Here is a 25,714-nt window from a genome sequence, read left to right on the forward strand (position 1 = left end):
GTCTCACTTCACTTTGGGCGTGTCTCCAAAACTTAGTGAATACGTTACCAAGGAACTGTTTAAGATTAGATAGACTCTAATGCAATTTTTACCATTTCGTTGAACGTGGTTTGACGCTCATCTGCAGGTGTTGCTTCGCCGGTGATCACGTGATCGCTTACGGTAAATAATGCCATTGCTTTTGCGCCGTACTCTGCTGCTACGCCGTATAGGCCAGCTGTTTCCATATCAACCGCAAGTACACCTAGTTTGTCTAGGTCTTTGTAGAAAGTGTCATCAGCTTGATAGAAAGTATCGGTAGTAAATACGTTACCTACTTTTGCATCAATGCCTAAATCTTTAGCCGCATTAACGCCGTTTAAAAGTAAATCAAAGTTAGCAATCGCTGCAAAGTCAGTACCACGAACACGGGCACGGTTCACGTTAGAATCAGTGCTTGCACCTTGTGCAAAGATTACGTCGCGAATTTTAATATCGCTGCCAATACCACCACAGGTACCAATACGGATAATATTTTTAACGCCAAAACTAACAATAAGCTCACGAGCATAAATTGACATTGAAGGAATGCCCATGCCAGAACCCATAATGCTCACTGGCTTACCTTTGTAAGTTCCAGTAAAGCCGTACATGTTACGTACGCCAGTTACTTGCACTGCATCATCTAAAAAGTTTTCAGCAATATATTGTGCGCGTAGCGGATCGCCTGGCATTAATACTGTTTCGGCAAAATCACCTACGTTTGCACTGATATGCGGAGTACTCATTGATTGTTTTCCTTTTGTTTGGCTAAAAGCCCTATTACTTTAAAAATATAGTAGCGTATTTTTAAGTTATTTAACTGTGTTCAGCTTATCAATAAAGCCATCACCATATTCCAACGCTTTTAAGTTAAACCATTGCGCAAGTGTTTGACCGATATCAGCAAAGCTATTGCGTTCACCCAGTGGCGTGTTGTTCATTCCTGGCTGATAAGCAATAACTGGAACATACTCACGAGTGTGCTCTGACCCTGGAAAGGTCGGGTCACAGCCATGATCGGCGGTGATCATTAATAAATCATCAGGCTTTAGCTGATCTAAAATAGTTGGTAAGTAATCATCAAACTCTTTTAGCGCTTTAGCATAGCCAACAGGATTTCTGCGATGGCCAAACTTTTCATCAAAATCAACTAAATTGGTAAAAATTAAACTGTGATCCTGCGCAGTGGCCATCACTTCACTGGTTTTTTCTAGCAAGTTCATTAACCCTGGCGCTTTATGCTTTTGGGTAATGCCTTGGTGCGCATAAATATCTGAAATTTTACCAATACTGATTACTTCGCCACCGTCTTTTGCAAGTACATCAAGGAATGTTGGCGAAGGCGGTAATACTGAATAATCACGACGATTACCGGTTCTGGCAAAGTCTTGACTATTTGAACCCAAAAATGGCCGCGCAATCACTCGTCCTATATTCATTTCATCAAGCAGCGCCCGTGCGATTTCGCAAACTTGATAAAGCTTCTCTAGGCCGAATGATTCTTCATGCGCGGCTATTTGAAACACACTGTCAGCTGAGGTGTAACAGATTGGTTTACCTGTTTTTACGTGCTCTTCACCTAGCTGCTCTAAAATAGTGGTTCCCGATGCATGGCAATTGCCTAAAATGCCCGGAATACCTGTACGAGCAATAAACTCGTCTACAAATTCTTGTGGGAAACTCGGTTGTGTTTTTGGGAAATATCCCCAATCAAATAACACTGGCACGCCAGCCATTTCCCAATGACCCGATGGCGTGTCTTTACCGCTTGAAAGCTCTTTTGCATAACCCCATGCACCTTGTGGCTCACTTCGGTCAGCAATTAAACAGGGTTCTTTACCAGCGGCTTCACATGCATCTACTAACCCCAATTTTGAAAGGTTAGGAAGCGAAAGCTTACTGCCAGTTTCGTCATAATATGCCTTGAGTAAATGTGCGAATGTATTAGCACCTACATCACCGAATTTATCTGCATCGGGTGCTGCGCCAATTCCTAAACTATCCGCCATTAAGATAATTGCTCTTGCCATTGTGACCTCACATCTGTTCTAGGTGGTTACTTTATCTGCTCTTCGATTTTTCCGTACAGGACATAAGTCCTGTTTCATAAAACCTAAACATTATAAATTTGCACTCTTAAGCGAAGCAAAAGAGATTAATCGTGTCTTTTTTGCTATTGTGATCTACCAACAATATATCCTTCTGTGTGGGTGAGAACTTTAGTGACACGAACTATTATAGCTATTGCAGGCGCATCGGCGTCCGGCAAATCTCTATTTAGCCAAACAATTTATAATGAATTGGTAAATGAGCTTGAACCAGGCGCTATCGCCATTATTGAAGAAGATGCTTATTACAAGGATCAATCGCATTTGCCGATGGCACATCGTACGCAAACGAATTACGACCATCCTGATGCATTTGAACACGAACTAATGCTTGAGCATTTAACACAACTTCGTAATGGCCACTCTGTTGAAGTACCAACTTATGATTATGCCCAACATACACGCAGCGATAAAACACGCCGTGTGGCTTCGGCTAAAATACTCATTGTAGAAGGTATTTTATTACTGAGCGATAAAGCGCTTAATAAAGAATTTGATATCAAGGTGTTTATAGATACACCGCTAGATATTTGTTTAATGCGCCGAATGCAACGCGACATGGAACAAAGAGGCAGAACATTACAATCTGTTGTTGAGCAATATCAAGCAACTGTTAGACCGATGTTTTATCAATTTATTGAGCCTTCAAAGCATAACGCTGATTTAGTTGTGACTCGAGGCGGTATGAATCGCGTTGCGATTGATATTATAAAAAGTAAAATAAAGTACATTTTACAAGAATAACAACGGGAAACGTTTGTATGACAACATTTATGAGCTTAGTAGGCATGATGGTGCTACTAGGCATTGCCTTTGCAGCCTCAACTAATCGCAAAGCAATAAAACTAAGAACCGTGGGTATCGCATTTTTAATGCAAGTGATTATCGGCGGATTTGTACTGTTTTTTGAAGCAGGCAAAAATGTATTAGCGAGTATGTCTCGCGCCGTTTCATCGGTTATTGGTTATGCCAACGATGGAATTAGCTTTTTATTTGGCCCATTAGCTTCGCAAGATACGCTAGGGTTTATTTTTGCAATTCAAGTATTGCCCGTTATTGTGTTTTTCTCAGCGTTGGTTGCTGTGTTATATCACTTAGGCATTATGGATTGGATTATTAAAATTTTGGGTGGCGGTTTACAAAAATTATTGAAAACCTCACGCACCGAGTCGCTTTCAGCCACAGCAAATATTTTTGTTGGTCAAACTGAAGCGCCTTTAATTGTTAAACCGTTTATTGCAACCATGACCAAGTCGGAATTGTTTGCCGTAATGGTTGGTGGTTTAGCCACCGTAGCTGGCTCTGTAATGGCCGGTTATGTGATTATTGGTGTTGACCTTAAGTATTTAATTGCAGCCAGCTTTATGGCGGCACCAGGTGGTTTCTTAATGGCAAAAATGATAGTGCCAGAGACAGAAACACCTAAAGATGATTTAGCCGAGATAGATTTAGGCGATGACAAACCGGTTAATGTTATTGATGCAGCAGCATCAGGCGCAGCAAACGGTATGCAGTTGGCACTTAACGTAGGTGCAATGCTACTTGCTTTCGTTGCGTTAATTGCTTTATTAAACGGTTTATTAGGCGGTATTGGTGGGTTATTTGATTACCCTACATTAACGCTACAAGAAATTTTAGGCTACTTATTTGCCCCTGTTGCATGGTTACTAGGAGTACCGTGGAATGAGGCAATTATAGCCGGCAGCTTTATTGGTCAAAAGTTAGTGGTAAATGAGTTTGTTGCTTACTTAGACTTTATAAATTATCGCGATACGTTAAGTGCGCATACACAAGCAATTGTTACTTTTGCATTGTGTGGCTTTGCTAACTTATCATCGATAGCCATTTTACTAGGTGGATTAGGCGGTATGGCGCCTAGTCGGCGAAAGGATATCGCACGCTTAGGGCTCAGAGCAGTGTTAGCAGGATCTATGGCTAACCTTATGAGCGCAGCAATTGCTGGGTTTTTCCTCTCGCTAGCTTAGAAACTTAATGAGATGATCCATCTGTTGCAAAACAATAGGATAGCGCTTTAAGGGGTTAAAGCACTATCTGACTTGAACGATACTTCACCAAGGGCCGCAAGGCCCTTTTATCGTTTTAGTACCTCTACTTTTAAATCCTCAACAACTGGCCCCCAAAGTTATCCTTTGCTAAACCTTCATTCACGCACTCCTTACGCCATTAAAAGCCATCATTGCACTCTCTAAAAAATATGAACAACTGTGTAACTGCAGAAGCATTTAATTGTCAGCCCTTTACAAGGCGCTTGAGAATATAAAAGGTAGCGAAGTTAATAAGGATGAATGGCTGTGAAGAGGTAATATAGGCATTATTAATGCGGGAACTTTTTGAGCTTTTCTGTGCTTAGCCGACCTAAAGATTTAGTTTTTTACGTAACGGTTAATGTAAGGTTTATACTCAGATTCAGCTTTAAGTTGCTTTAATGCTTGATTAAAACGTTCCACCACCACGGGTGAGGCAGCCTTATTAAAACCAATATAATTGCCTTTTAGCTCATCTACATGAATTTGTTTAAGCTTTACTAAATCATCTCTAGAGTAGCCAAATGGTTCGGTTTGATGGCCTATGGTAAAGTCAGATCCAATAATTAAATCGATACGTTTTTTAAAAAACAAACGCATAAATGAGTCGGCTTCACTAAATAGCAATAAGTTTTTATCAGCTACAAACCCAAGTCGACGCACCAGCATTTCATAAATATCGCCTCGCACTATGCCTAACGAATAGCTCTTAGCTTGGGTGATATCGTCCATGACAATATGTTCACTGGTTTTTAATTTATAAAAATAGGTTTGATTTGACACCAAGGGTCCAACCCATTTAAAAAGAGGCTCTCGCTCTTGCGTTTTTGCCAAAGAAAAAATGGCTGACTGCGAGTTACTTTGCACTAAGTGGTAAGCACGCTTCCAAGGTAGCATTATAAACTCGCACTCTAGCGCTGCACGGGCACAGGTATCTTTTACTATGTCATGATTGATACCCACCAATTGGCCAGTGCTATCTTGAAAGTTATACGGAGGAAAACTTTCGGTATAAATAACCAGTTTAGGCTCAGCAGCCTGAATTTTTTGGCTAAATAACAGCACAAAAGCTAATAGTATAAATTTATAGATACACACCCCCTATGATTTAAGTAATAACTTTAACCTAGAAAACTCGTAGAGACTATTAATTTATAACGCTGTTTGTAATGTTAAAATAGCAGATGACGTAAATAGAAATAAAATGACGGGAATGTTAAAGCGGTGGTGTAATATTCTTAAATTTTGGGCACAAAAAAAGCGCCTTAAGCGCTTTTTTTCATTTTACTTAAAAAGTAAAATTATAGAGCTGTGATGTTATCAGCTTGAGGACCTTTTTGACCTTGTGAAAGAGTGAACTCTACACGTTGGCCTTCAGCTAAAGTTTTGAAACCTTCGCTTTTGATTGCTGAGAAATGTGCGAAAACGTCTGGACCGTTTTCTTGCTCGATGAAACCAAAACCTTTAGACTCGTTGAACCACTTAACTGTACCTGATACGATGTTAGACATAGTATTATTCCTGATATAAAAAATTAAATTGTGCCCTAATGGGCGGTGTAGCAAAAAATGAGATGGTACTTAAAAACTTCAGGACGGTACTACAAGTATTACTTATACAACAACGAAATGGAGATTTATAAATTATCATGCTTTCTTTCTAGCTGCGGCCTACTATATAGAGTTACTGTGACAAGTCAACCCTTTACGCGATTTAATTAATAAAATAACCCTCGTAACTCACTTTACATGTTAAGCACTTGTTTAAGCAGCTTAAAATTCAAATTCTAACGCCATTCTAAAACTATGATTCTTCTCTGACTGGCTGATTTCAGTAATAAAACCGGCTTCCCACTTTAATTGTTTTTGTCCATCAAAGCGGTGCAAGCCTATAAACCCAGGGCCAATACCCACAAAGTCTTCACCAAGATAAACCTCAACCGCGGGCTGAAAAGCAGACAAGTATCGGTAGCGATATTGCGCTCTAAACTCGCTTTCCCATTCGTTTTCTATATCTTGCCCCCATTCGTATACTAAAAAAGCATTCATGGTGAGGCTTGCACGACCAAACTCTTTTTCAATTACAAAACCAGAGGTTGCTTCGTATGCGTCGGCGTCATGCTGTTTTTCAAATTCAAATAACGCGCCCCAATCAGCCCATAGCCTACCCTGCTCTATTAACTGCCAACGAAGCTCTAACTCATACGCTTGCAAGCCAAAGTCACCGTTATCATCGCGCTCACCCACGATGTAGCCTTCCAATGCCATGGTGTCGTTTATTGCGCCGCCTAAGCCAACGCGCTGCGCTAAAATATTACCACTATCAGTTTGATGCGACACAAGCCGCCATTCTAGCTCGCGCTCAAACGGCAACACATACGGATGATAAACTTTATCTACCACTATGCCATCAGCATAAACGAGCTTAGGTATTAATAAACAAAAACCAATTAATACAGTGGCTGCAAATAGGTTTATTGCTTTCATGGTTTTTCCTTAGTGATTAATTTAGGAATAAAATAACAAGCAGATAAAAATAACACGCTGCTCAACGCATAGCTTAAAACACTGGTTAAATTAGGCGTAGCCTCATAACCAATCAGAGCTCGCAATACTCGTCCAAACTCTGAGTTTTCGGTTAAAATGTCACGTAAATCCCATACGGTTACCGTTGTTGCTATCAAATCAATTTGGCTCGCCAAATCAAGCGCCACAACTAATTTTGCCGCACTATTTAATGCTAACAATACTAATAAAGGAGTAAGCCCAAAGCGCTGTTTGGTTGCACTCAATAAAAAATACAACAACACGCTAAAGCTGCTGCATATTCCCAAGCCTAAAAAAGTGCCAATAAATAAACTTTGAGCCGCTTCGTTGTTTTGCCAAAAGCCAATCAGGTAAATAATGTAGTGACTTAAATAAAGTGTCATCACGCTGATAATCGCAATCATAAAAGCAGCTGTTGCTTGTTTAATGGCGTAGTACAGTGCACTAATAAAAATTAAAATACACAAACCAATTTGGGCATATTCTAAACCCTGATAGTCAAACAAGGGGCTAATTAACGGCGCACTTTTTACAAACAAAAATGAAAGCCCGATCCCTAAAATAAGCCCTCCCAGCAATTTCATTAAACTTTGCTTGGCTACAACTTGCAGTAAAATAAGTAAAATGGCCACCGGCAGTAACTGGTTTAGACTCATCACTAGGCTAGTTATTAGCATTAGAGCGCTCCTTTTCAGTCACTATGACAGCACCACGCGCCGTATTGGGCGAAAACTCGCCAAAAAATTCATAGCGCCCAGGGATTAACGGCCCGATATAAATAACGCTTTTGCGCTTAGGGTAAAGTACTTTCTCTCGATTGAGATCGAAACTGTCGAATTCTTCAGGCGTACTATCTTGATTTTCGATTAACAAGCGTACCTTTTTATTTGCCGGTACGACGATTTCTGCGGGGTAAAATAAATGATCTTTAAGCACAATAAGATAGTCTTTACTGGCGGCGTTAAATGATAAAAATACACAACAATATAAGTAAGGCCTAATAAGTCGTTTAATCACATTTAGCTCCTGCAAAAACTACCTGTACTTTTAAGCCACCCAAATCACTATCCGTTAAGTGAATTTCAGCGCGATAAATAGCAATAATATGCTGCACTATTGCCATGCCTAAACCCGCACCTTGTTCACCCGAAGGGTGTTGGTCACCGCCAACACGATAAAAACGGTTAAATATCCGTTGTTTTTGATCGTCCGCCATACCTGGGCCACTGTCTTCTATTTGCCAAATACGCTGCTTGTGCATCTGCTTTAGCGTTATTTTTATTTGTCCATTGGCTGGTGCGTACTTTATGGCATTGCTAAGTAGGTTTGAAATCAACGTCACTAAGGTAAATTCATCACCGTTAATGATAAAGTCATCTCCCTCAAGACTAATAGTGTGGTTTTTAGCCTCTATTTTTTCATACAACTGGCTAACTACCTCTTGCGTGATCGCTAATAATGATTGCTCCTTAAACTGTTTTTGCCACTGCTCTGGCTGAGTACGCCCTAGTATTAGCATTTGCTCTACTATATTGGACAGTCGATTAATACCTTGTGTCATGGCTTGTAATTCTTGGTTATCGCCTTGTTGAGCAGCCAAATTATGCACATTAATTTTTAAACTGCTCAGGGGAGTACGTAATTCATGTGCCGCATCAGAGGCAAAAAAACGCTCTCGTAAATAGGCGGTTTCTACGCGTTTAAATAAATCGTTTAAGCGGCTGATCACCGGTTTTATCTCTTCATCAGTCACCTGCCAATTGATCGCTGTGAAATCATTTGCTTGGCGCAGAGCTAACTGTTTTGATAAACGGGTTAATGGTGCCAGTGCATATTTAACAAAAAAGCTAATAAATAGCGCAAGCAAAGGAACCGCCCAAAGCATAGGCAACATGGCTGATAAAATCACCGCCTCGGCAAGTTCAAACCGCTTAGCAATCGGCTCGGCAACAACCACGGTGCGTAAAGAAGTGACAAAAACGAATACCCGCATTCGCTGCCCTGCAATATTAAGCGTTTGAAAACCCGCTTGATACTGGCTCAAATCAAGATTTAATTCGTCAGAGCCACTAAGGAGCTCACCAGCTTGCCAAATTTGATACAGTAACTGGGCGCTTTCTTGCATTTTTGGCGCCATGGCGTTTATAGATAAAGGCTGTTGCATCAACACTCCAGCGACCACTTTTAGCTCACTATCAAGTAGTTGCTCACCATGGCTCATACTTTTTTGGTAGCCTTTGACTAAAGCTAAAAAGCACGTTAACACCATCATTGATAGTAAAATAAGAGTTAAACGCTTACGAATTGACATAGAGTATGGTTACCTTTGTAAATTCAAGTTTGTGCAATCTAGGGGCGTTTTAATCACGTGAACTATCTCTTTCCCACGACATAACCAATACCACGGAGAGTTTTAATAAAATCGCTGGGGAATTTTTTTCGTAGGTGATGAATATGCACTTCAATGGTGTTAGAGCCAACCTCTTCACCCCATTGATAGAGTTTATTTTCTAACTGCTGTTTAGATTGCACGCGACCTTGGTTTTCCAATAGTGCCTTTAGCAGCATGTATTCTTTTCGTGGCAGAGAAAGCAGCTCATCGCTGAGTGTGACACTATGCGCTGACGTGTCCATAGTCACTTCACCACACTGTAATAAACTCGACTGAGCTTGATTTACTCGTCGGCTTGCTACGCGCAAACGAGCAAATAATTCGGCTGGTTCAAATGGCTTAGCTAAATAATCATCAGCGCCCATATCAAGCCCTTGCACCTTGTCATCTATGCTACTTCGTGCAGTTAGTATAACCACCGGAATCACTTTTTTTTGCGCTTTTATGTGCTTTAAAATTTGTGAACCATCACCATCGGGTAAACCTAGGTCAAGTATAACCAACTCTATTTCACCACTGCCTAAGCATTGCAATGCATGCTTAACCGTTGCGCTATGCTCTACACTGTAGCCTTCTTGGCGCAATGAGCGGCAAAGCCCTTGCGCCACAAGATTATCATCTTCAACTAATAATAAATGCATTGTTTATTTTGTTATCTCTTTAGTTTTTTATCTACTTTAGCTAATAAAGAGCTAATTGCTTGTTGACGATATTTATCAGCTTTAGCACGAGTATCACGAATACCTGCTGCTTGCGCAACTAACAAATGGGCTTTAGCTTGCTCATATTCACGCTCGTCATATAAAAACTCACCATACAAGTAGTTAGTATCAATGCCTTTTTTGTTAAAAGCGAGCGCTTGCTTAAAAAACTTGTCGGCGGTGTCATCATCACCAAAACCAATAGGCCACCCTGGTACTTTACTGTATAAGGTTGCTAGGCTGGCATACGCTGAACCACCTAAAGCACTGTCGTCTATTTTAAGGGCTTGCTCTAATGACGCTTTTGCATCTTTAGCATAGCCCAGCGCCCCTAACCCGCCCTTTGCGCCAGCAAAACTGGCCAGTACAATGCCGTTCCACGTATAGCTATTTGCTGAATCAGGGTAGCTTTCAATAAATTGAGCACTTTGCTCACTTAGTTGAGTAAAGGCTTTGATTTGTGCATCATCTTTAAGCTCATAATTAGCGACAGCCCACTGCTGTTGAATAGCGAGTAAATCGCTTTGTTCATCTGCAAATACCGGCGATGAAAACACACTAACAATGCTTAAATAAGCTACTAAAGTAAATTTTTTCATAATAAATCCTCTATTAACCTAAAAACAGTTTTATTTTAGGGAGCTGTTTAGCAATTGCGTTATCCACAATACGTGGAAAAACACCATTGATACGTGCAAAAAGTTTCTCAGGAAAACCAATAAATCGTCTGGTTTTATTTGAGTTTAATAACGCAACTAACTCATCAGCCACCAACTGCGGGGAGTCCATTTGATTACCAAGCGCCTTATTCATTGCTCGTGTTTGTGCATCATTAATATCTGTATCGGTTGCTCTTGGTGCTAAATAACTAACTTTAACGGGTGTATCTGAAAGCTCTCGTGATAGCGCTTCGCTAAAACCACGTAAACCGAACTTACTAGCGCAGTAAAGTGTTTGATATGGGTAACCTATACTGCCAAATGACGACCCAACATTAACTATGGAGCCTTTATTCGCATGCAATTGCGCTAAAAACAGCTGACATAATTTCATAGGGACGGCTAAATTAGTGCTCAGTAGATTATCAATTTGCTCACTACTCGATGCACTTAAGCTTTGCATTACATTAATGCCTGCATTGTTTATGAGTAACTTAGCGCCCCCTAATTTTTTGGCTTTAATGGCGAGTGCCAACATGTTTTCGGCAACCTTTAAATCCCCCACAAAAACCATACTACCGGGACATTGGCTACTTAGCGTATTGAGGGCATCACTATTTCGCCCCACCAAGAGTAGTTGCCAACCTTGGCCGTGTAGTGTTTTGGCAATGGCTTGACCAATTCCACCTGTCGCACCAGTTAATACACATAAGCCGGTATTCATGCGTGTTGCTCTTGTGCTGATGCTTTAAAAAACGGCTCGTCATCTAAAGCGCGAAAAATATCGCCGTACAAACGGTAAAAACATTTTGCGCCATGTAAAATAGCCTGCTGATCCGCCTCGTCGGTAATTTGATTCATTAAGTTTTCAAAAAACTTAACATGCTCTATATCAAGCGCGCCGTGAGAGGTTAAATAGCTAAACGCTTTTTTAGGAAGCCCTACTGCATTTGCTATGTTTGATGCGGCACCGTCGGCTAGCGCAATTGAGGTCCCTTCTAATACGTGCACCATGCCAAAAAAGCTAAGCGGATTTTTACGTGCAATACTATCGTAGGCATACGACACCATCATTTCAGTGGCGAATTGTGGCTGACTATGGCGCACACATTCTTTATCAAACCCACAGGCTGCAATGTCGTTTAGCACCCACTCTTGATGACCAATTTCTTCTTCAATATATTCAGCTACCGCTTCACGTAACCATTCTTGCTCATCAGTTAAACGTGCGCCAAGTGACATCATTAAAGGAACGGTGTGTTTTACATGATGATAAGCCTGCGCTAAAAACGAGGCATACTCTTCAAGCGTTGCTTGTCCGTTAAATACACGCTGTATAATTGGCGCAGCTAATAAGTACTCACGCTCGTTTTGAGTTTGTGCTTTTAATGTATTAAAAAAATCACTCATGGATCACTTCTCCAAGTCTGTAGAACTGTTCAAAAATAGGGCTGTAGTGCTGACTAATTGCCGCTCGTTTAGGGCGATTATTAGCGGTTAATAACCCTTGCTGCTCGCTTAAAGGTTGGGCTAAACGGTGCCACTTTTTAATCTGTGCGTAGTCAGGAAGTTGCTGGTTTACTGTTTTTAAATGTGCTTTTAATTGCTCATCACTAAATCCGGGAGCCGCATAAATAAGCGCGCTTAAAAATGGCTGGCTTTCACCAAACACCACCGCTTGCTGTATCGCACTTTGGCTTAAAATTAATGATTCAGGCCATTCGGCGCTAACATTGCGCCCCATACTGGTGATGATCAGATTTTTTACTCGCCCTTTTATGTACAGTTTATTATTGCGCTTAGTTACTAAGTCGCCAGTGGCGTACCAGGTATTTGGGTTATGCGGCGCTTGGTTTAAATACCCTAAAAATAACGTTCCTTTAATAAATAACTCACCATTTTCAACTTTCGTTTCAACGTGCCCTAATACTTCACCAGCGCTATTTATGTCGTCATAGTTGGGGGTGTTTAAACTCACTACTGAAGCAGCCTCGGACAAACCATACCCTTGATAAACCGGTAGGTTATATTCTCGTGCAGTTAAAATTAAAGATTCACTAACCCGTGCTCCGCCAACAGCAATAAACTTAAGTGACTTTGGTGGCTGCCAGCCTTGCTTTGCAAAGGCAACTAAACACGTTAATAACTCAGGCACTAAAATAAGGGTGTTAGGTTTCACACTATCGATTGCACCAATGAGTTTGTTAGGGTTTTTTAACCCTGAGCCAACAAAACCTAATTCGTTTAGCGGCATTAAATGTACACAACCGCCACTTAACAAAGGCGCATACACACCCGCTATATTTTCCAAAAGTACTGGCAGCGGAAGTAAGCATAAATGCACGGGGTTACTAATGTTTATTTGCTCACATAATGACTGAGCTACCTGCATCTGGCTTTGTGTTGATAAGCACACCCCTTTTGGCTCACCAGTAGAACCTGAAGTAAATGTAATTTTTTGCGTACCAGTAAAATAGTCCACGGGCTCAATCGCATCGAGCTGATAAATATAAAGGGTATAATGCTCAAATAATGTTACCGACAATGAATGCTTACCAAGCGAATGACGAGGCATATCACTAATAAAAAACTGCGCACCGCATTGCGCTAGCACATACTGTGTTTGCTGCTGACTAAAAAAATGGGCGATAGGCACCGCAACCTTGTTTGCAGCACTGGTTGCGGCATCAACAACCAGCCAAGCTGGAGTATTATCAAGCTGGAAGGCAATTGCACCAGAGTCTAAAGCGTTAAAAATAGCTGTTAGCTTATTAGTTTCTTGTTGTAACTCCAAAACGCTAATAGGCATCACTTTATTGGCTAAGTAACTAACAACCACTGGCTCATTCGCTACCTTATTAATATTATTTAATAGGCTCATAAGCTCTCCAACGCAGTCATCAAGGCATTAATTTGTTGTGTATTTTGCTGTTTAATATTTAACAGCATGGGTGTGTTAAGTACTTGCTGATGTGCCTGCGCTAAATTAACAATGCACACCGTAGGCTGATTCTCATAATAGCTACCCCAGCTCTTTGGCTGATCTACTACAGTGCTATTAGCCAGTGCAATTTCGTTGCAGGTAACACCTAGTAGGCGCAGTAAGGCGCGTACTTTTTTGGTAGCGCAAAACACTAAGTAGCTCGCGCCAAAGCCGCGCAAAGCTTCATTTACAATAATAAAATGAGATAGCGTGGCTTTACGATGTGTTGAGCAAAGGTTACCTAACTCAAACACCTTATTTCGCGGTGTGCCTGGTGGTAAAAATTGTTCAATGGCCGCAGCTAAATATTGTTCAATGAATAAAGGGGAAGTAGCGTTTCTGAGCCCTAATGTGCAATGCCCTTGCACAGTTTTATACTGACAGAGTAATGGCATAAATGAGGTTAGGCTTGCATTATACGCAGTGAAAAAGCCTTGTTTTACTGTATTTTCAAGGCGCTGACGGTGTTTATCACTTTGTGTAGCACTAATAAAATGAAAAGGCTGTTGAAACAGCGCAGCTGAGGAGTGATGTTGAGCTAGTTGCATATAAGCATCGCCTGTATTAAATCTATAGATAAAATTTAATCAGTGAAACTTAAATAAAACTTAAGGTAAGTTAATTTTTAAAAATAATTTTAGCTGGCGATCACACTTTTATTACGACCTGTTTCTTTAGCGTGATAGAGCGCTTTGTCAGCACATTTATATACTTGGTTAATATCATCGCTATGCTGTGGCCAAGTAGCGATACCAATCGATACATTTATATAGCCTACTTTTGCCATCAATGTGGTGGCTACTTGGTTGCGTAAACGCTCAGCAATAACAAATGCACTATCACTATTTTCGTTTGGTAACACCAGTAAAAACTCTTCTCCACCAGTGCGTGCCACAATATCATGCTTGCGCGATAACGACTGTATAATATGAGTAAGGTTTTTTAATACTTCATCACCCGTATCATGGCCAAACGTATCATTAACCCGTTTAAAAAAGTCGATATCAATTTCAAGCACAGCAAACGGTATTTGCTTATCCATTAGGTTTTCAAGCAATATGTTTAAGCCCCGCCTATTATGCGCGCCAGTTAGCGGATCGGTGAGTGCATCTTGACGTAATTGCCCCATTTGTGATTGCAAAGTATGAACGCCTTCTAGCATTGCATGTTTAAGCTGCTGACTTTCAAAGTACCAAGACTTAATACCTTTGAGGTGTTCTACGTTTTTCTTATCGGTTGATAAGTTAGCGCTATCGGCTAACAGTCTTAATGGCTTAGCAATATAGTGAGCTAACATAGCAATTAATAAAAAAGTAATGAGTACTATGGGTAACATTCGCTTAAGCACCTGCCCTTGAAAAGTATCTAGTTTTGCAAGTGTTGTCGCTTCACTTCGCTGGGCAACAATCCCCCAATTCGCGAGCTTAACGGGCGCAAACCCAGCAAGCATAGCTGTTCCTTGACTATTTAAAATCCGAGTGTAACCACGTTCACCTTGCAAAACTCGCTCTATTACTGGGTTATTAGATACTTGCTCGCCAATGCGCTTAGAATCAGGATGGTAAAGTAAGGTTTTGTTATCAGCAACCACATAAAAGTAAGCCCCGCCATCGTAACTATGCTGTTTTAACAAGGCATTTAAAATACTCTGCTGCTCTAAGTAAAAGCTACCGCCAATATAACCATAATAATTCCCTGCCAGATCAAACAGAGGATAGGAGACAACAATAATTAAATTATTAGCCAGCGAAATGTAAGGTAGGCTAACCTGCGGCTGCTGCGATTTAAGAGCCTGCTTAGAGTGGACTGAATTAACGGTTTTATTAATTATATTTAAAGACACAGGTGAAGCTGCTTTAACCACACCTTGCATATTGATAGCAACCGAATTAAAACTCTGAGTTTGCTCTAAAAGGCGGTTGGTTTCAGCTTGGAGTAACTCAGTGTTGGTAATATCTTCAGCAATAATACTGGCTGAAAACTCAAGTTGCTGCATTGCTGCTGCTAAAAAGTGCTCAGTTGCTGAAGCTAGCTTACTAGCAAATACATGATTACTTTGCAGGGTATCTTCAATAACTCGTTCTTTTTGAACCTGATAACTAATATATAAACCACTAAACAAAATAGCAGCTGCAGCGGGCATAGCTAACAAAAGAATTAATTGCCTGAGGTTAAAAGTAAATGGTAATCGAAAACGCAACTTAATATCATCCTAAGCAAATAAAAACGACTGCTATGCACTGCATACACAATTAATATAATACATAAATAGAACTAAGTGGCCTAATTTTTGTTATTTTAAGGATAATTAAATCATACGGTTTATATTTGCTGAGTTTTGCAGTTAAGCTCAATAATAGTTAAGCTGCGTGCACTTTATTTTTATTTAGCCTTGGGGTGTGTGTTGCTAAATAAGTACTTGTTATCGTCTTCTCTTTTTTTAATCGGATGTTTCATGCCAATAAAATCTTCTTTTGCCGATTCTGCGCTGTCACTTAAACAGCAACTTGGGCAAAAGCTCATGCTCGATTTGCGCTATTTTTGTGACCAAGGCAGTAGTAAACGCTGCAGAACGCCATTAACCAAATTGCCCGACACTCTTGCAAAAGCAATTAGTCGTTATGATATTGGCGGGGTAATTTTGTTTTCTGAAAATACCCAAAGCATCGAACAAATTATTAGCCTTAATCAGCAACTACAACAAGCTGCATCTGCATCAAAATCAGGCTTACCGCTGTTTATTTCTATTGACCAGGAGGGCGGACGCGTTGCTCGCTTACCTCGCGATGTGGCCACTTCATTCACCGGTAATATGTCAATTGGCGCAACTTACCCTGAGCATGGCACTTATTTCGCAACGCAAACGGCGAACGTATTGGCTACTGAACTCTCAGCGCTTGGCATTAATGTAAATTATGCGCCAACGGTTGATGTGAACATGAATCCTGACAATCCGGTCATTAATGTACGCTCATTTAGTGAAAACCCCGATGAAGTAGCGGTACTGGGTGCGGCACAAGTTAGTGAATTTGAAAGAAACGGGATTATTAGCGCTATAAAGCACTTTCCAGGACATGGCGATACCAATGTAGATAGCCATACCGGCTTACCTAAAGTGATGCATTCAAAAGAAATTATTTACGCTCAAGATTTAGCACCCTTTAAACACATTATTGAGCAGCATAGTCCTGGGATGATAATGACCGCGCATATTCAATACCCTGAGCTTGATAGCAGTACATTAACCAATGTAGAGGGTAAGCAAATGATAAAACCCGCGACCATGTCGCGTAAAATCATGACCGATATTCTTCGTAAAGAGCTTAACTATCAAGGCGTAGTGGTAACCGATGCACTGGATATGGCCGGTATAAGTCATTTTTTCAGCCCTACCCAAGCAGTTGTAAACACTTTTGCAGCTGGGGTTGATATAGCGCTAATGCCAATAGAAATTAGAACGCCTGAGGATATAAATAAACTTGATGCGCTCATTGACTCTTTAATTAGTGCGGTTAAAACAGAGCAACTAGACGCACATGAAATTGCCCATTCGACGCAGCGTATTACCTCGCTTAAAAGTAAGTTTAAATTAAACGCTTTGCCTAACCCCATTAATGCATTGGCTAATGCAAAACACATTATTGGTAATAAAGCACATCGTGAATTAGAAGCATCTCTGGCATTAGCGGCAATTACCCAAATAAAAAATAACAATAATACCTTGCCGCTTAAACTTGGCGCTGATCAGCATATTCATATTATTATGCCTGACACCCGCAAGTGCATGGCAATGCAACAAGCAATTAGTGCGTTAAGTTCACAACCACTCAGTTTTAGTTGCAGCAGCTTACAGGGCTTTGACCCAGATGAAGCGCAGCGCAACATAAACCAAGCAAGTATTGTTATTGCTGGCAATGCAACGCCGAACCAAAGTGCCGTGGAAATTGGCGGTATGGATGATTTAGCCGATAACCCAAACTTTGCCTTAAATAACGCAGAGCAACCCAAAGCGCTTGAATCATTACTAAAAATGGCTAAACAAAAAAACACTCCAACGGTATTTATTAGTTTGCGAGCACCGTATGACATTGCTCAATTTGGTAACTATGCTGATGCAGTGCTTGCCTCATACGCTTATAATATTGATGTAGATAAAAACAATCTGGTGTCTGGGCCTGCTTTTACTGCACTGGCAAAAGTATTATTTGGCCAAGCCCCTGCAAAAGGCCAGTTACCAGTCACTATTAAACAATCGAAGAGCCATTAATATGAAACTTAATTGTGATTTAGGCGAGAGCTTTGGTGCATGGCAAATGGGCCTTGATAACGACGTTATGCCACATATTGATATGGCAAATATTGCTTGTGGCTTTCATGCTGGTGATTCGAGTGTAATGGCGCATACCCTAAAGCTAGCTAAACAACATAATGTTATGATTGGCGCTCATCCAAGCTACCCTGATAAACAAGGGTTTGGTAGGCGCTCAATGAGTATGAGTGTGGCTGAGCTCACTCAATGTTTGCACTATCAAATAGCCGCTCTTGATGGCATGGCAAAAGTACAAGGGCTAACCCTTAGCTATGTAAAACCCCATGGTGCGCTGTATAACGACATGATGAACAACCAGCAATTGCTTACCACTGTTATGGGTGCGGTTGCCAGTTACCCTGCTAACTTAAAGTTGATGATACTCGCCACAGCCGATGCCAAGCTACATCAAACAATGGCACGGCACCTTGGGCTCACACTGATATTAGAGGCGTTCGCAGACAGGCAATACACAGACCAAGGGCAATTAGTAGCACGAAATATACCGGGCAGTGTGCATAGCAAAGACGCATTATTAGCTCAGGTTAAGCAGCTTTTAACCGGTAAAAGTGTAACTACTCAATCTGGAAAATCGTTGAAACTAGTTGCTGACAGCATCTGCGTGCATGGCGATAACCCCCAAGGCATTGCAATTATTGAAGAGATAAAAGCGCTTTGCTCAGCCAATAGCTAAAGTTAAAAATACAGATTAAGCTGTAAACCCCCTTTACAGCCTTTGTAACCTCATTGAATTAATGCTCATAGAGTTAATTATGGGCTTCATCGCATTGTGCTGTTAATTTAATAATCCCTCACTTATAACTGTACATAAGTTAACAACAGGGATTAATAATGAAACAGTTTTTAGCACTTAGTTTTATATTTAGCGCAAGCCATTTTGCCAGCGCAAACGACAATACACACACATTGCAACTTCAAGATATATTCAACTTAGAATATGCCAACCAAATAGACATCACCGAAGACGGTAAAACAGTGTATTTCGTTCGTAACCGCATGGATATTAAAACCGATCGCAAAGTCGGTAATATTTGGTCTGTTGATTACAACACAGAACAACTACAGCCCTTAACATCAGGTGTATTTATGGACTACTCGCCTGTGTTGTCACCCGATGGGCAGCGCCTTGCGTTTATCTCTAACAGAGATGGCAGTAATCAAATATACATGAAGTGGCTTAAAACTGGAGCTGTGGCAAAAATTAGTAACCTTACTAATGCACCTCGCTCAATAACTTGGTCACCTAATTCTAAACACCTAGTGTTTAGTATGTTTGTTCCTGAAATAAGCTCACCTCCTGTCAGTTTGCCTGGCAAACCTAAAGGTGCTAACTGGGCAGAGCCAGCTAAATTCATTGACGATGTTTACTACCGTGCAGATGGCAGTGGCTATAGTCAAAAAGGGTTTAATCAGCTATTTACTCTTAATGCGAATGGCGGCAATGCACAACAACTCACTGACGATAACTTTAATTACAATGGGGGTGTAAGCTTTAGTAAAAACGGCGAATCACTTTATTTCTCAGCCAATAGACACGCTGAACATGCGCTCAAGCCTACCAATAGTGAAGTGTACCAACTTAATTTAAGCACGTTAAAGATCACCCCACTGACCGACCGTAATGGGCCAGATCAACAACCTCAGGTCTCACCAAACGGTCAGTATCTTGCTTATACTGGCTACGACGACAAACGCACTAACTATGAAAATACTCAGCTTTATATTCGTGATTTGAAAACTGGCGATACTCAAAGCCTGACTAGCGATTTCGATCGCAGCGTTGGCCAAATAAAGTGGAGCGCAAATTCAAAAGGCCTCTATTTTAGTTATGCCGATGAAGGCCAAACCGCACTTGTTTATCAACCTCGAAGCGGTAAACGTAAAGTAATTACTGAAAAAATAGGAAGTGTGGCGTTTGGGCGCCCTTATTCTGGTGGTGATTTTGATATTAGTGAAAATGGCGATATTGCATTTACACTGGCTGATATCCAGCGTCCAGCTGACGTTGCAACAATAAAGCGAGGTACAGTAAAGCGTTTAACCGATTTAAACTCAGATGCACTACAAACTAAACAACTCGCCAAGGTTGAAGAGCTATGGTTAAAATCAAGCCACGACGAGTTACCAATACAAGGCTGGGTTGCTTACCCGCCGGGTTTTGATAAATCAAAAAAATACCCACTGGTGCTTGAAATTCACGGTGGCCCTGTTGCTAACTATGGCCCTCACTTTAGTGCCGAAGTACAACTATTTGCCGCTAAAGGAAATGTCGTTTTATACATGAACCCACGAGGCAGTGACTCGTACGGTAAAGAGTTTGCACAAACTATTCATCATAATTACCCAAGCAATGATTACGATGATTTAATGACTGGCGTTGACGCGCTAATCGATAAAGGCTTTATTGATGAGTCTAAATTATTCGTTACCGGTGGCTCTGGCGGCGGTGTATTAACCGCGTGGATTGTAGGCCATACGGATCGCTTTGCTGCCGCTGTTGTTGCTAAGCCTGTGATTAATTGGTTCAGCTTTGTACTAACTGCTGACTTCTATCCGTTTTTTGCCGATTATTGGTTTCCGGGTAAACCTTGGGACCATATTGAGCATTACATGAAGCGCTCACCAATCAGTTATGTTGGCAATGTTAAAACCCCAACCATGCTTCTGACTGGTGAAGCAGACTACCGTACGCCAATTTCAGAAACTGAGCAGTTTTATCAAGCGTTAAAATTACAGGGGGTTGATACCGCGATGGTGCGCATTCCAAACGCTTCACATGGTATAACTGCCCGTCCATCAAATTTAATGACTAAAGTGGCTTACATTCAGTGGTGGTTTGATAAGCATTCGAAATAAAACGTAGAGTTATGAGTAACGAGCTATACAAGCTCGTTGCTCGAAGCTCACAAGTGTAAACCCCCTTTACAGCAATAATGTGAGTAATCCCTTACATACTTTAGCTAAATATCGGACTTAGCTTTAAACTGAGTTGGTAAAAATTCGGTTTATACTAACTCAGCCCCTTTGAGTTAGTAAAAATTCGGTTTGAGTCACTGTTTATAAGCCCTCAGTTAGTAAAAAAATGTTTTATAAGGTGCGACAGTTAGTAAAAAATCGGTTTATTACTTTCTAAACCTAGTTAAAAATCTTTAAATTAAGCGTTTAGATGCTCAAATTGAGGATTAGAAAGGCAAATCTACCCTTAATGATGAAGAGAATGGCTGTTTTTAACCTTGTTAGTTAAAACCTGATCTGTATTTTAACTAGCTAGTTAAATCGTGATCTGCTTTTTAGTAGCTTAGGGTCTGTTGACCTTTGCGGATTAAATTTGTTCAAACTAGGGGCGGTTTAATCGCGGCGCGAGGTTTGTAACCTAGTGGGCTAAGTAAAAACCGAGCAACAAAGAGTAAATCGCCCCTAGGCAGAACCCTTTGGGCAACGCCTGTTTGGCATTGATGCTGCGTTATCGCCTATTTATGGGGAAGAACCACACCACATAGGCTCTGCCTTGCCTAACTACCAAACAGACTGCTGCAAATTTAACCTTGAAAGGTCAACAGACCCTAGTTAAACTCTGATCTATATGTGGTAAAAAGCGGGTAATTTATTGTGCTTACCCGTGTTAAAGCGTAATCAACATAAAGCCCTCACAGCCGAGCATAAACATCCTTTAAATTTATTTACACTTTTAAGCTGCATTGCATCCCTGAATGACTAGCTAGTAAAATACTGATCTATTATATTTTGCCTTTATGCAGGCATAAAAAAAGGGCCTTACGGCCCTTAAGTAACACTATCTAGTTGAATTAGAATTGGTTCATGGTATTAGCTTCACCACCGGCTTTAAGTGCATTCTCGCCAGAGAAGTACTCTTTGTGCGTATCGCCAATGTTAGAGCCTGCAAGGTCTTGATGCTTAACTGACGCTTGCTCACGACGGATTTCTTGACGTTGTACGTCACGTACATAAGCCAACATACCTAAGTCACCGAAGTAACCTTCAGATAGAATATCAGTGCTTAATGCTGCTGTATGGTACGTTGGTAATGTAATTAGGTGATGGAAAATACCTGCTTCACGCGCACCATCGCGTTGGAAGTTTTGTACCAGTAAGTCTGCAGCTGCAGCAAGCTCTGTTGCATCCATTTCTGGAGCCATAAGCGCTTTATTGTCATCTATACTTGGGTAAGCGCTAAGGTCACGACCTGCTTCTTGCCACTCTTGGTATACTTGCTCACGGAACTTAAGCGTCCAGTTGAACGACGGTGAGTTGTTGTATACTAATTTAGCATCTGGAACTTGTTCTTTAACGCGATTTACCAGCTCTGCAATTTGTTTTACGTGTGGTTTTTCTGTTTCAATCCACAGTAAATCAGCGCCTGACTGTAAGCTAGTAACACAATCTAGTACTACGCGGTCTTTCTCAGTGCCTTCGCGGAACTGGTATAAACCGTTATCTAGGCGTGTAGGCTTACAAAGTTGGCCATTAAGCTTCATTGCCGTTTCGCCTTCATTTAAATCATTAACACTGTTTACCGGTGTTGTTTCTAAAAATGCATTGTATTGGCTTGCTAAGTCACCTGGTTTTTGTGAAACCGGTACTTTTTGCGTTAAGCTTGCACCTAGAGAATCGGTACGCGCAACGATAATACCGTTATCAATACCTAGCTCTAGAAACGCGTAACGTACTGCATTAATTTTAGCTAAAAAGTCTTCATGAGGAACGGTAACTTTACCTGCTTGGTGACCACATTGCTTAGCGTCTGATACTTGGTTTTCGATTTGGATAGCACAAGCACCCGCTTCAATCATCTTTTTAGCAAGTAGGTAAGTCGCTTCTTCGTTACCAAAACCTGCGTCAATATCAGCAATGATTGGCACAACATGCGTTTCAAAGTTATCAATTTTATTAAGCACTGCTTGAACGTCGCCGCCGTTTGCTTTTGCATCGTCTAGCTCGTTAAATAAATGGTCAAGTTCACGTGCATCAGCTTGCTTTAAGAAGGTGTAGATTTCTTCGATAAGTGCTGGTACTGATGTTTTCTCGTGCATACTTTGATCTGGAAGTGGGCCGAACTCAGAGCGAAGTGCTGCAACCATCCAACCACTTAGGTATACGTAACTGCGTTTAGTTGTTTTTTGATGACGCTTGATTGCCATCATCATTTGTTGCGCAGTAAAACCATGCCAACAACCTAAAGACTGTGTGTACTGACTTGTGTCTTTGTCGTATGCAGCCATGTCTTCACGCATAATGTCAGCAGTAAATTGTGCAATATCAACACCAGAGCGAAAACGATTTTGTAAACGCATGCGAGTTGCGTATTCAGGATTAATAGTTTTCCATGCACTGCCTTGTGATTGGCATAGTGTTGCTAGTGTATCTGTTTCGCCTTGATATGTTGTCATAATAAAGTCCTTCGAACGGGTATTAATATTTATTGTTGAGAGAGTGACTACATTGCGTTAGCTCTGTAGCGCTTAATTAAACATTAGGCTTATTTTTTAGATTTAGTAAATTTATAGTTGTTATTACGGCTATACATATAGTGAATGACTAAAAAGCATTCAAAGTAACTTTTTTGCGATATGGTAAGTGTACGCATATAAAAAATGCATTCTGTCGGACCGTTTAAGGATTTTAATTATGAGCCATACTCTCACCCACTCTGGACTCAGCGTTGATAAGCAACTAGCTGAATTTGTTAAAAAACAACTATTACCAGGTACTCATCTAGACGAACACCAGTTTTGGAAAAGCTTTGCCCACATAGTGCAAACACTTACTCCGCTGAACAAGTCACTGCTCGCTAAACGTGAACAATTACAAAAACAGATTGATGACTACCATGTTGCTAATAAAAACGTTGATCAAGCCCAGTACCAAGACTTTTTAAAAGACATTGGTTATTTAGTTGATGAACCTGAAAACTTTAATATTGAAACCCAAAATGTAGAACCAGAAATAGCGTTGACTGCAGGGCCACAGTTAGTAGTTCCAGTTAGTAATGCCCGCTTTGCTTTAAATGCTGCCAATGCACGCTGGGGTTCACTATACGATGCACTATACGGTACAGACGTACTCAGTGAGGAAGATGGTGCAGAGAAAGGGACTCAATACAACCCAGTGCGCGGCTTTAAAGTAATGGCCTACGCCAGACAATTTTTAGATAAGGCGCTACCCCTTGAAAATGGCTCGCACATCGAAAGTACTAATTATTCAATCGTGGATGGCGCACTTGCAATTACATTACGCGACAGCTCGCACACTACACTTAAAAACCCTGAACAACTCGTTGGCTATCAAGGTGAGGCACAAAACCCAAGTGTTATTTTACTTAAAAACAATGGATTACATGTTGAGCTGCAAATAGACCACCATCACCCTATTGGCCAAGCAGATAAAGCTGGGCTAAAAGATGTGGTACTTGAAGCAGCGCTGACCACCATTATGGACTGTGAAGACTCAGTTGCCGCAGTTGATGCCGAAGATAAAGTGCAAGTGTACAAAAACTGGTTGGGCCTAATGCAGGGCAACTTGGTTGAAACGTTTAGAAAAGGCGACAAAATGGTCGACCGTACGTTACAAGCCGATCGTCAATACACAGGTCTTGATGGCCAAAAACTGACCCTAAAAGGGCGCAGTATGATGTTTGTGCGTAACGTTGGGCATTTAATGACAAACCCTGCTATTACCGATGTAAGTGGTAATGATGTGTTTGAAGGAATTATGGATGCCATGTTCACCGCAACAGCCGCACTGCACGATTTAAACACTAAAAATGCCATTCAGAACTCAACCGCGCAAAGTATTAATATTGTAAAACCAAAAATGCACGGCCCTGATGAAGTAGCATTTGCTAACACTTTATTTGGCATGGTTGAAGAGGCGCTGAGCTTGCCTAAAAACACCCTAAAAATGGGTATTATGGACGAAGAGCGTCGTACATCTGCTAACTTAAAAGCCTGTATTCATGCTGCTAAAGAGCGTGTTGTATTTATTAACACCGGCTTTTTAGACCGCACCGGTGATGAAATTCATACCTCTATGCAAGCGGGTGTGGTACTGCCTAAAGCGGCTATTAAAGCACAGCCTTGGATCAGCGCTTATGAAGATCGTAACGTTGATATTGGCCTAGCTTGTGGCTTAAGCCATAAAGCGCAAATTGGTAAAGGTATGTGGGCAATGCCCGATAAAATGGCGATGATGATGGAGCAAAAAATAGCGCACCCTCAATCAGGTGCTAATACGGCTTGGGTGCCCTCCCCTACCGCCGCCACATTACACGCAATGCATTACCATGATGTGGATGTATTTAGCCTGCAGCAAAGCATTGCCACGCGCCAAATAGCAAGCCTAGAAAGCTTATTAACACCCCCGCTAATGGCAAACCCAGAAACGCTGTCAAAAGAAGATATTCAAAGTGAGCTTGAAAATAACGCGCAAGGTATTTTAGGTTACGTTGTACGTTGGATTGATCAAGGAATAGGCTGTTCTAAAGTGCCTGACATTAACCATATTGGCTTAATGGAAGATAGAGCCACTCTACGTATCTCAAGCCAGCATATCGCCAACTGGCTGCATCATGGCGTGTGCAGTAAAGAGCTAGTACAAAAAGTGATGGCAAAAATGGCTAAGGTTGTTGATGGCCAAAATGAACATGACAGCCTTTACACTCCCATGGCAACTAATGAGCAAACACTGGCTAAAAGTGTTGCTTATCAAGCCGCTATGGCACTGGTATTTGAAGGGGTTAGCCAACCTAGCGGCTACACTGAGCCGCTACTGCATAGCTACCGCTTAAAATATAAAGCACAGCACCATAACCTAGCTGAATAGCTGAATAGCTGAATAGCTGAATAGCTGACATTTATTTAACACTAAAAAAGCGCGTTTTGCCTACACAAAACGCGCTTTTTGTTTTATTAA

General features: G+C 41.1%; 22 protein-coding genes. 6 read left to right on the top strand and 16 right to left on the bottom strand.

Annotated elements, in window-relative coordinates; all coding sequences use genetic code 11:
- Positions 1-65 precede the first annotated feature (65 nt).
- Both deoD and CWB75_RS07580 read right to left on the bottom strand, forming a co-directional pair.
- Positions 66-767 carry a purine-nucleoside phosphorylase gene (gene deoD, locus CWB75_RS07575; protein ID WP_008110728.1) on the bottom strand — a complete coding sequence of 234 codons (702 nt, stop codon included), beginning with the start codon at positions 765-767 and terminating at the stop codon, positions 66-68.
- Between the two features lie 66 nt (positions 768-833).
- Complete coding sequence (locus CWB75_RS07580) at positions 834-2,051, bottom strand: phosphopentomutase (RefSeq protein WP_138570301.1); 1,218 nt, start codon at positions 2,049-2,051, stop codon at positions 834-836.
- A gap of 192 nt (positions 2,052-2,243) precedes the next feature.
- Here CWB75_RS07580 and udk point away from each other — a divergent pair, with 192 nt between their 5' ends.
- A complete protein-coding gene (gene udk, locus CWB75_RS07585) occupies positions 2,244-2,873 on the top strand; it encodes a uridine kinase (protein WP_008110733.1) in 630 nt (209 codons plus the stop codon).
- A gap of 17 nt (positions 2,874-2,890) precedes the next feature.
- On the top strand, positions 2,891-4,114 hold the full coding sequence (locus CWB75_RS07590) for a NupC/NupG family nucleoside CNT transporter (RefSeq protein WP_008110735.1): 1,224 nt from the start codon (positions 2,891-2,893) through the stop codon (positions 4,112-4,114).
- A 399-nt stretch (positions 4,115-4,513) separates the two neighbouring features.
- Here the strand turns inward: CWB75_RS07590 and CWB75_RS07595 are convergent, their stop codons facing one another.
- From CWB75_RS07595 to CWB75_RS07655, 13 genes are all read right to left on the bottom strand, one after another.
- Positions 4,514-5,239, bottom strand: a complete 726-nt coding sequence (locus CWB75_RS07595; protein ID WP_249362313.1) for a substrate-binding periplasmic protein — start codon at positions 5,237-5,239, stop codon at positions 4,514-4,516.
- Positions 5,240-5,475: 236 nt separating this feature from the next.
- The gene (locus CWB75_RS07600) at positions 5,476-5,685 is read right to left on the bottom strand and encodes a cold-shock protein (RefSeq protein ID WP_008467029.1); all 210 of its coding nucleotides are present in this window, start codon (positions 5,683-5,685) and stop codon (positions 5,476-5,478) included.
- A 261-nt stretch (positions 5,686-5,946) separates the two neighbouring features.
- Positions 5,947-6,660, bottom strand: a complete 714-nt coding sequence (locus CWB75_RS07605; RefSeq protein WP_055011595.1) for a hypothetical protein — start codon at positions 6,658-6,660, stop codon at positions 5,947-5,949.
- Positions 6,657-7,397 carry an iron transporter gene (locus CWB75_RS07610; RefSeq protein WP_075170096.1) on the bottom strand — a complete coding sequence of 247 codons (741 nt, stop codon included), beginning with the start codon at positions 7,395-7,397 and terminating at the stop codon, positions 6,657-6,659. The genes CWB75_RS07605 and CWB75_RS07610 overlap by 4 nt, the downstream gene beginning before the upstream one ends.
- On the bottom strand, positions 7,384-7,737 hold the full coding sequence (locus CWB75_RS07615; protein WP_010388691.1) for a cupredoxin domain-containing protein: 354 nt from the start codon (positions 7,735-7,737) through the stop codon (positions 7,384-7,386). The genes CWB75_RS07610 and CWB75_RS07615 overlap by 14 nt, the downstream gene beginning before the upstream one ends.
- Complete coding sequence (locus CWB75_RS07620; RefSeq protein WP_138570303.1) at positions 7,730-9,031, bottom strand: ATP-binding protein; 1,302 nt, start codon at positions 9,029-9,031, stop codon at positions 7,730-7,732. The genes CWB75_RS07615 and CWB75_RS07620 overlap by 8 nt, the downstream gene beginning before the upstream one ends.
- A 62-nt stretch (positions 9,032-9,093) precedes the next feature.
- Positions 9,094-9,753, bottom strand: a complete 660-nt coding sequence (locus tag CWB75_RS07625; protein WP_010388693.1) for a response regulator — start codon at positions 9,751-9,753, stop codon at positions 9,094-9,096.
- 11 nt (positions 9,754-9,764) lie between these two features.
- Positions 9,765-10,412: a tetratricopeptide repeat protein gene (locus CWB75_RS07630; RefSeq protein ID WP_055011599.1), complete on the bottom strand. Its 648-nt coding sequence runs from the start codon at positions 10,410-10,412 to the stop codon at positions 9,765-9,767.
- Positions 10,413-10,425: 13 nt separating this feature from the next.
- Positions 10,426-11,196 carry an SDR family oxidoreductase gene (locus CWB75_RS07635; protein ID WP_138570304.1) on the bottom strand — a complete coding sequence of 257 codons (771 nt, stop codon included), beginning with the start codon at positions 11,194-11,196 and terminating at the stop codon, positions 10,426-10,428.
- Positions 11,193-11,882, bottom strand: coding sequence for an iron-containing redox enzyme family protein (locus CWB75_RS07640; protein ID WP_138570305.1), 690 nt, complete (start codon positions 11,880-11,882; stop codon positions 11,193-11,195). The genes CWB75_RS07635 and CWB75_RS07640 overlap by 4 nt, the downstream gene beginning before the upstream one ends.
- Positions 11,875-13,353, bottom strand: a complete 1,479-nt coding sequence (locus CWB75_RS07645; RefSeq protein ID WP_138570306.1) for an AMP-binding protein — start codon at positions 13,351-13,353, stop codon at positions 11,875-11,877. The genes CWB75_RS07640 and CWB75_RS07645 overlap by 8 nt, the downstream gene beginning before the upstream one ends.
- Positions 13,350-14,003 carry a thermostable hemolysin gene (locus tag CWB75_RS07650; protein WP_138570307.1) on the bottom strand — a complete coding sequence of 218 codons (654 nt, stop codon included), beginning with the start codon at positions 14,001-14,003 and terminating at the stop codon, positions 13,350-13,352. The genes CWB75_RS07645 and CWB75_RS07650 overlap by 4 nt, the downstream gene beginning before the upstream one ends.
- Before the next feature lie 89 nt (positions 14,004-14,092).
- The gene (locus CWB75_RS07655; RefSeq protein WP_502452278.1) at positions 14,093-15,655 is read right to left on the bottom strand and encodes a sensor domain-containing diguanylate cyclase; all 1,563 of its coding nucleotides are present in this window, start codon (positions 15,653-15,655) and stop codon (positions 14,093-14,095) included.
- Positions 15,656-15,910: 255 nt separating this feature from the next.
- Here CWB75_RS07655 and CWB75_RS07660 point away from each other — a divergent pair, with 255 nt between their 5' ends.
- From CWB75_RS07660 to CWB75_RS07670, 3 genes are all read left to right on the top strand, one after another.
- On the top strand, positions 15,911-17,722 hold the full coding sequence (locus CWB75_RS07660) for a glycoside hydrolase family 3 protein (RefSeq protein WP_138570308.1): 1,812 nt from the start codon (positions 15,911-15,913) through the stop codon (positions 17,720-17,722).
- A gap of 1 nt (position 17,723) precedes the next feature.
- A complete protein-coding gene (locus CWB75_RS07665; RefSeq protein ID WP_109875040.1) occupies positions 17,724-18,458 on the top strand; it encodes a 5-oxoprolinase subunit PxpA in 735 nt (244 codons plus the stop codon).
- A gap of 158 nt (positions 18,459-18,616) precedes the next feature.
- Complete coding sequence (locus CWB75_RS07670) at positions 18,617-20,641, top strand: S9 family peptidase (RefSeq protein ID WP_138570309.1); 2,025 nt, start codon at positions 18,617-18,619, stop codon at positions 20,639-20,641.
- A gap of 950 nt (positions 20,642-21,591) precedes the next feature.
- On the opposite strand, the gene CWB75_RS07675 is transcribed toward CWB75_RS07670, so the two are convergent.
- Positions 21,592-23,193 carry an isocitrate lyase gene (locus CWB75_RS07675; RefSeq protein ID WP_138570310.1) on the bottom strand — a complete coding sequence of 534 codons (1,602 nt, stop codon included), beginning with the start codon at positions 23,191-23,193 and terminating at the stop codon, positions 21,592-21,594.
- Between the two features lie 238 nt (positions 23,194-23,431).
- Here CWB75_RS07675 and CWB75_RS07680 point away from each other — a divergent pair, with 238 nt between their 5' ends.
- Positions 23,432-25,624, top strand: a complete 2,193-nt coding sequence (locus tag CWB75_RS07680; protein WP_138570311.1) for a malate synthase G — start codon at positions 23,432-23,434, stop codon at positions 25,622-25,624.
- The last annotated feature ends 90 nt before the right edge of the window (positions 25,625-25,714 follow it).

Origin of the sequence: Pseudoalteromonas sp. S1608 (assembly GCF_005887265.1) — a bacterium.
GTDB classification, from domain to species: domain Bacteria; phylum Pseudomonadota; class Gammaproteobacteria; order Enterobacterales; family Alteromonadaceae; genus Pseudoalteromonas; species Pseudoalteromonas undina.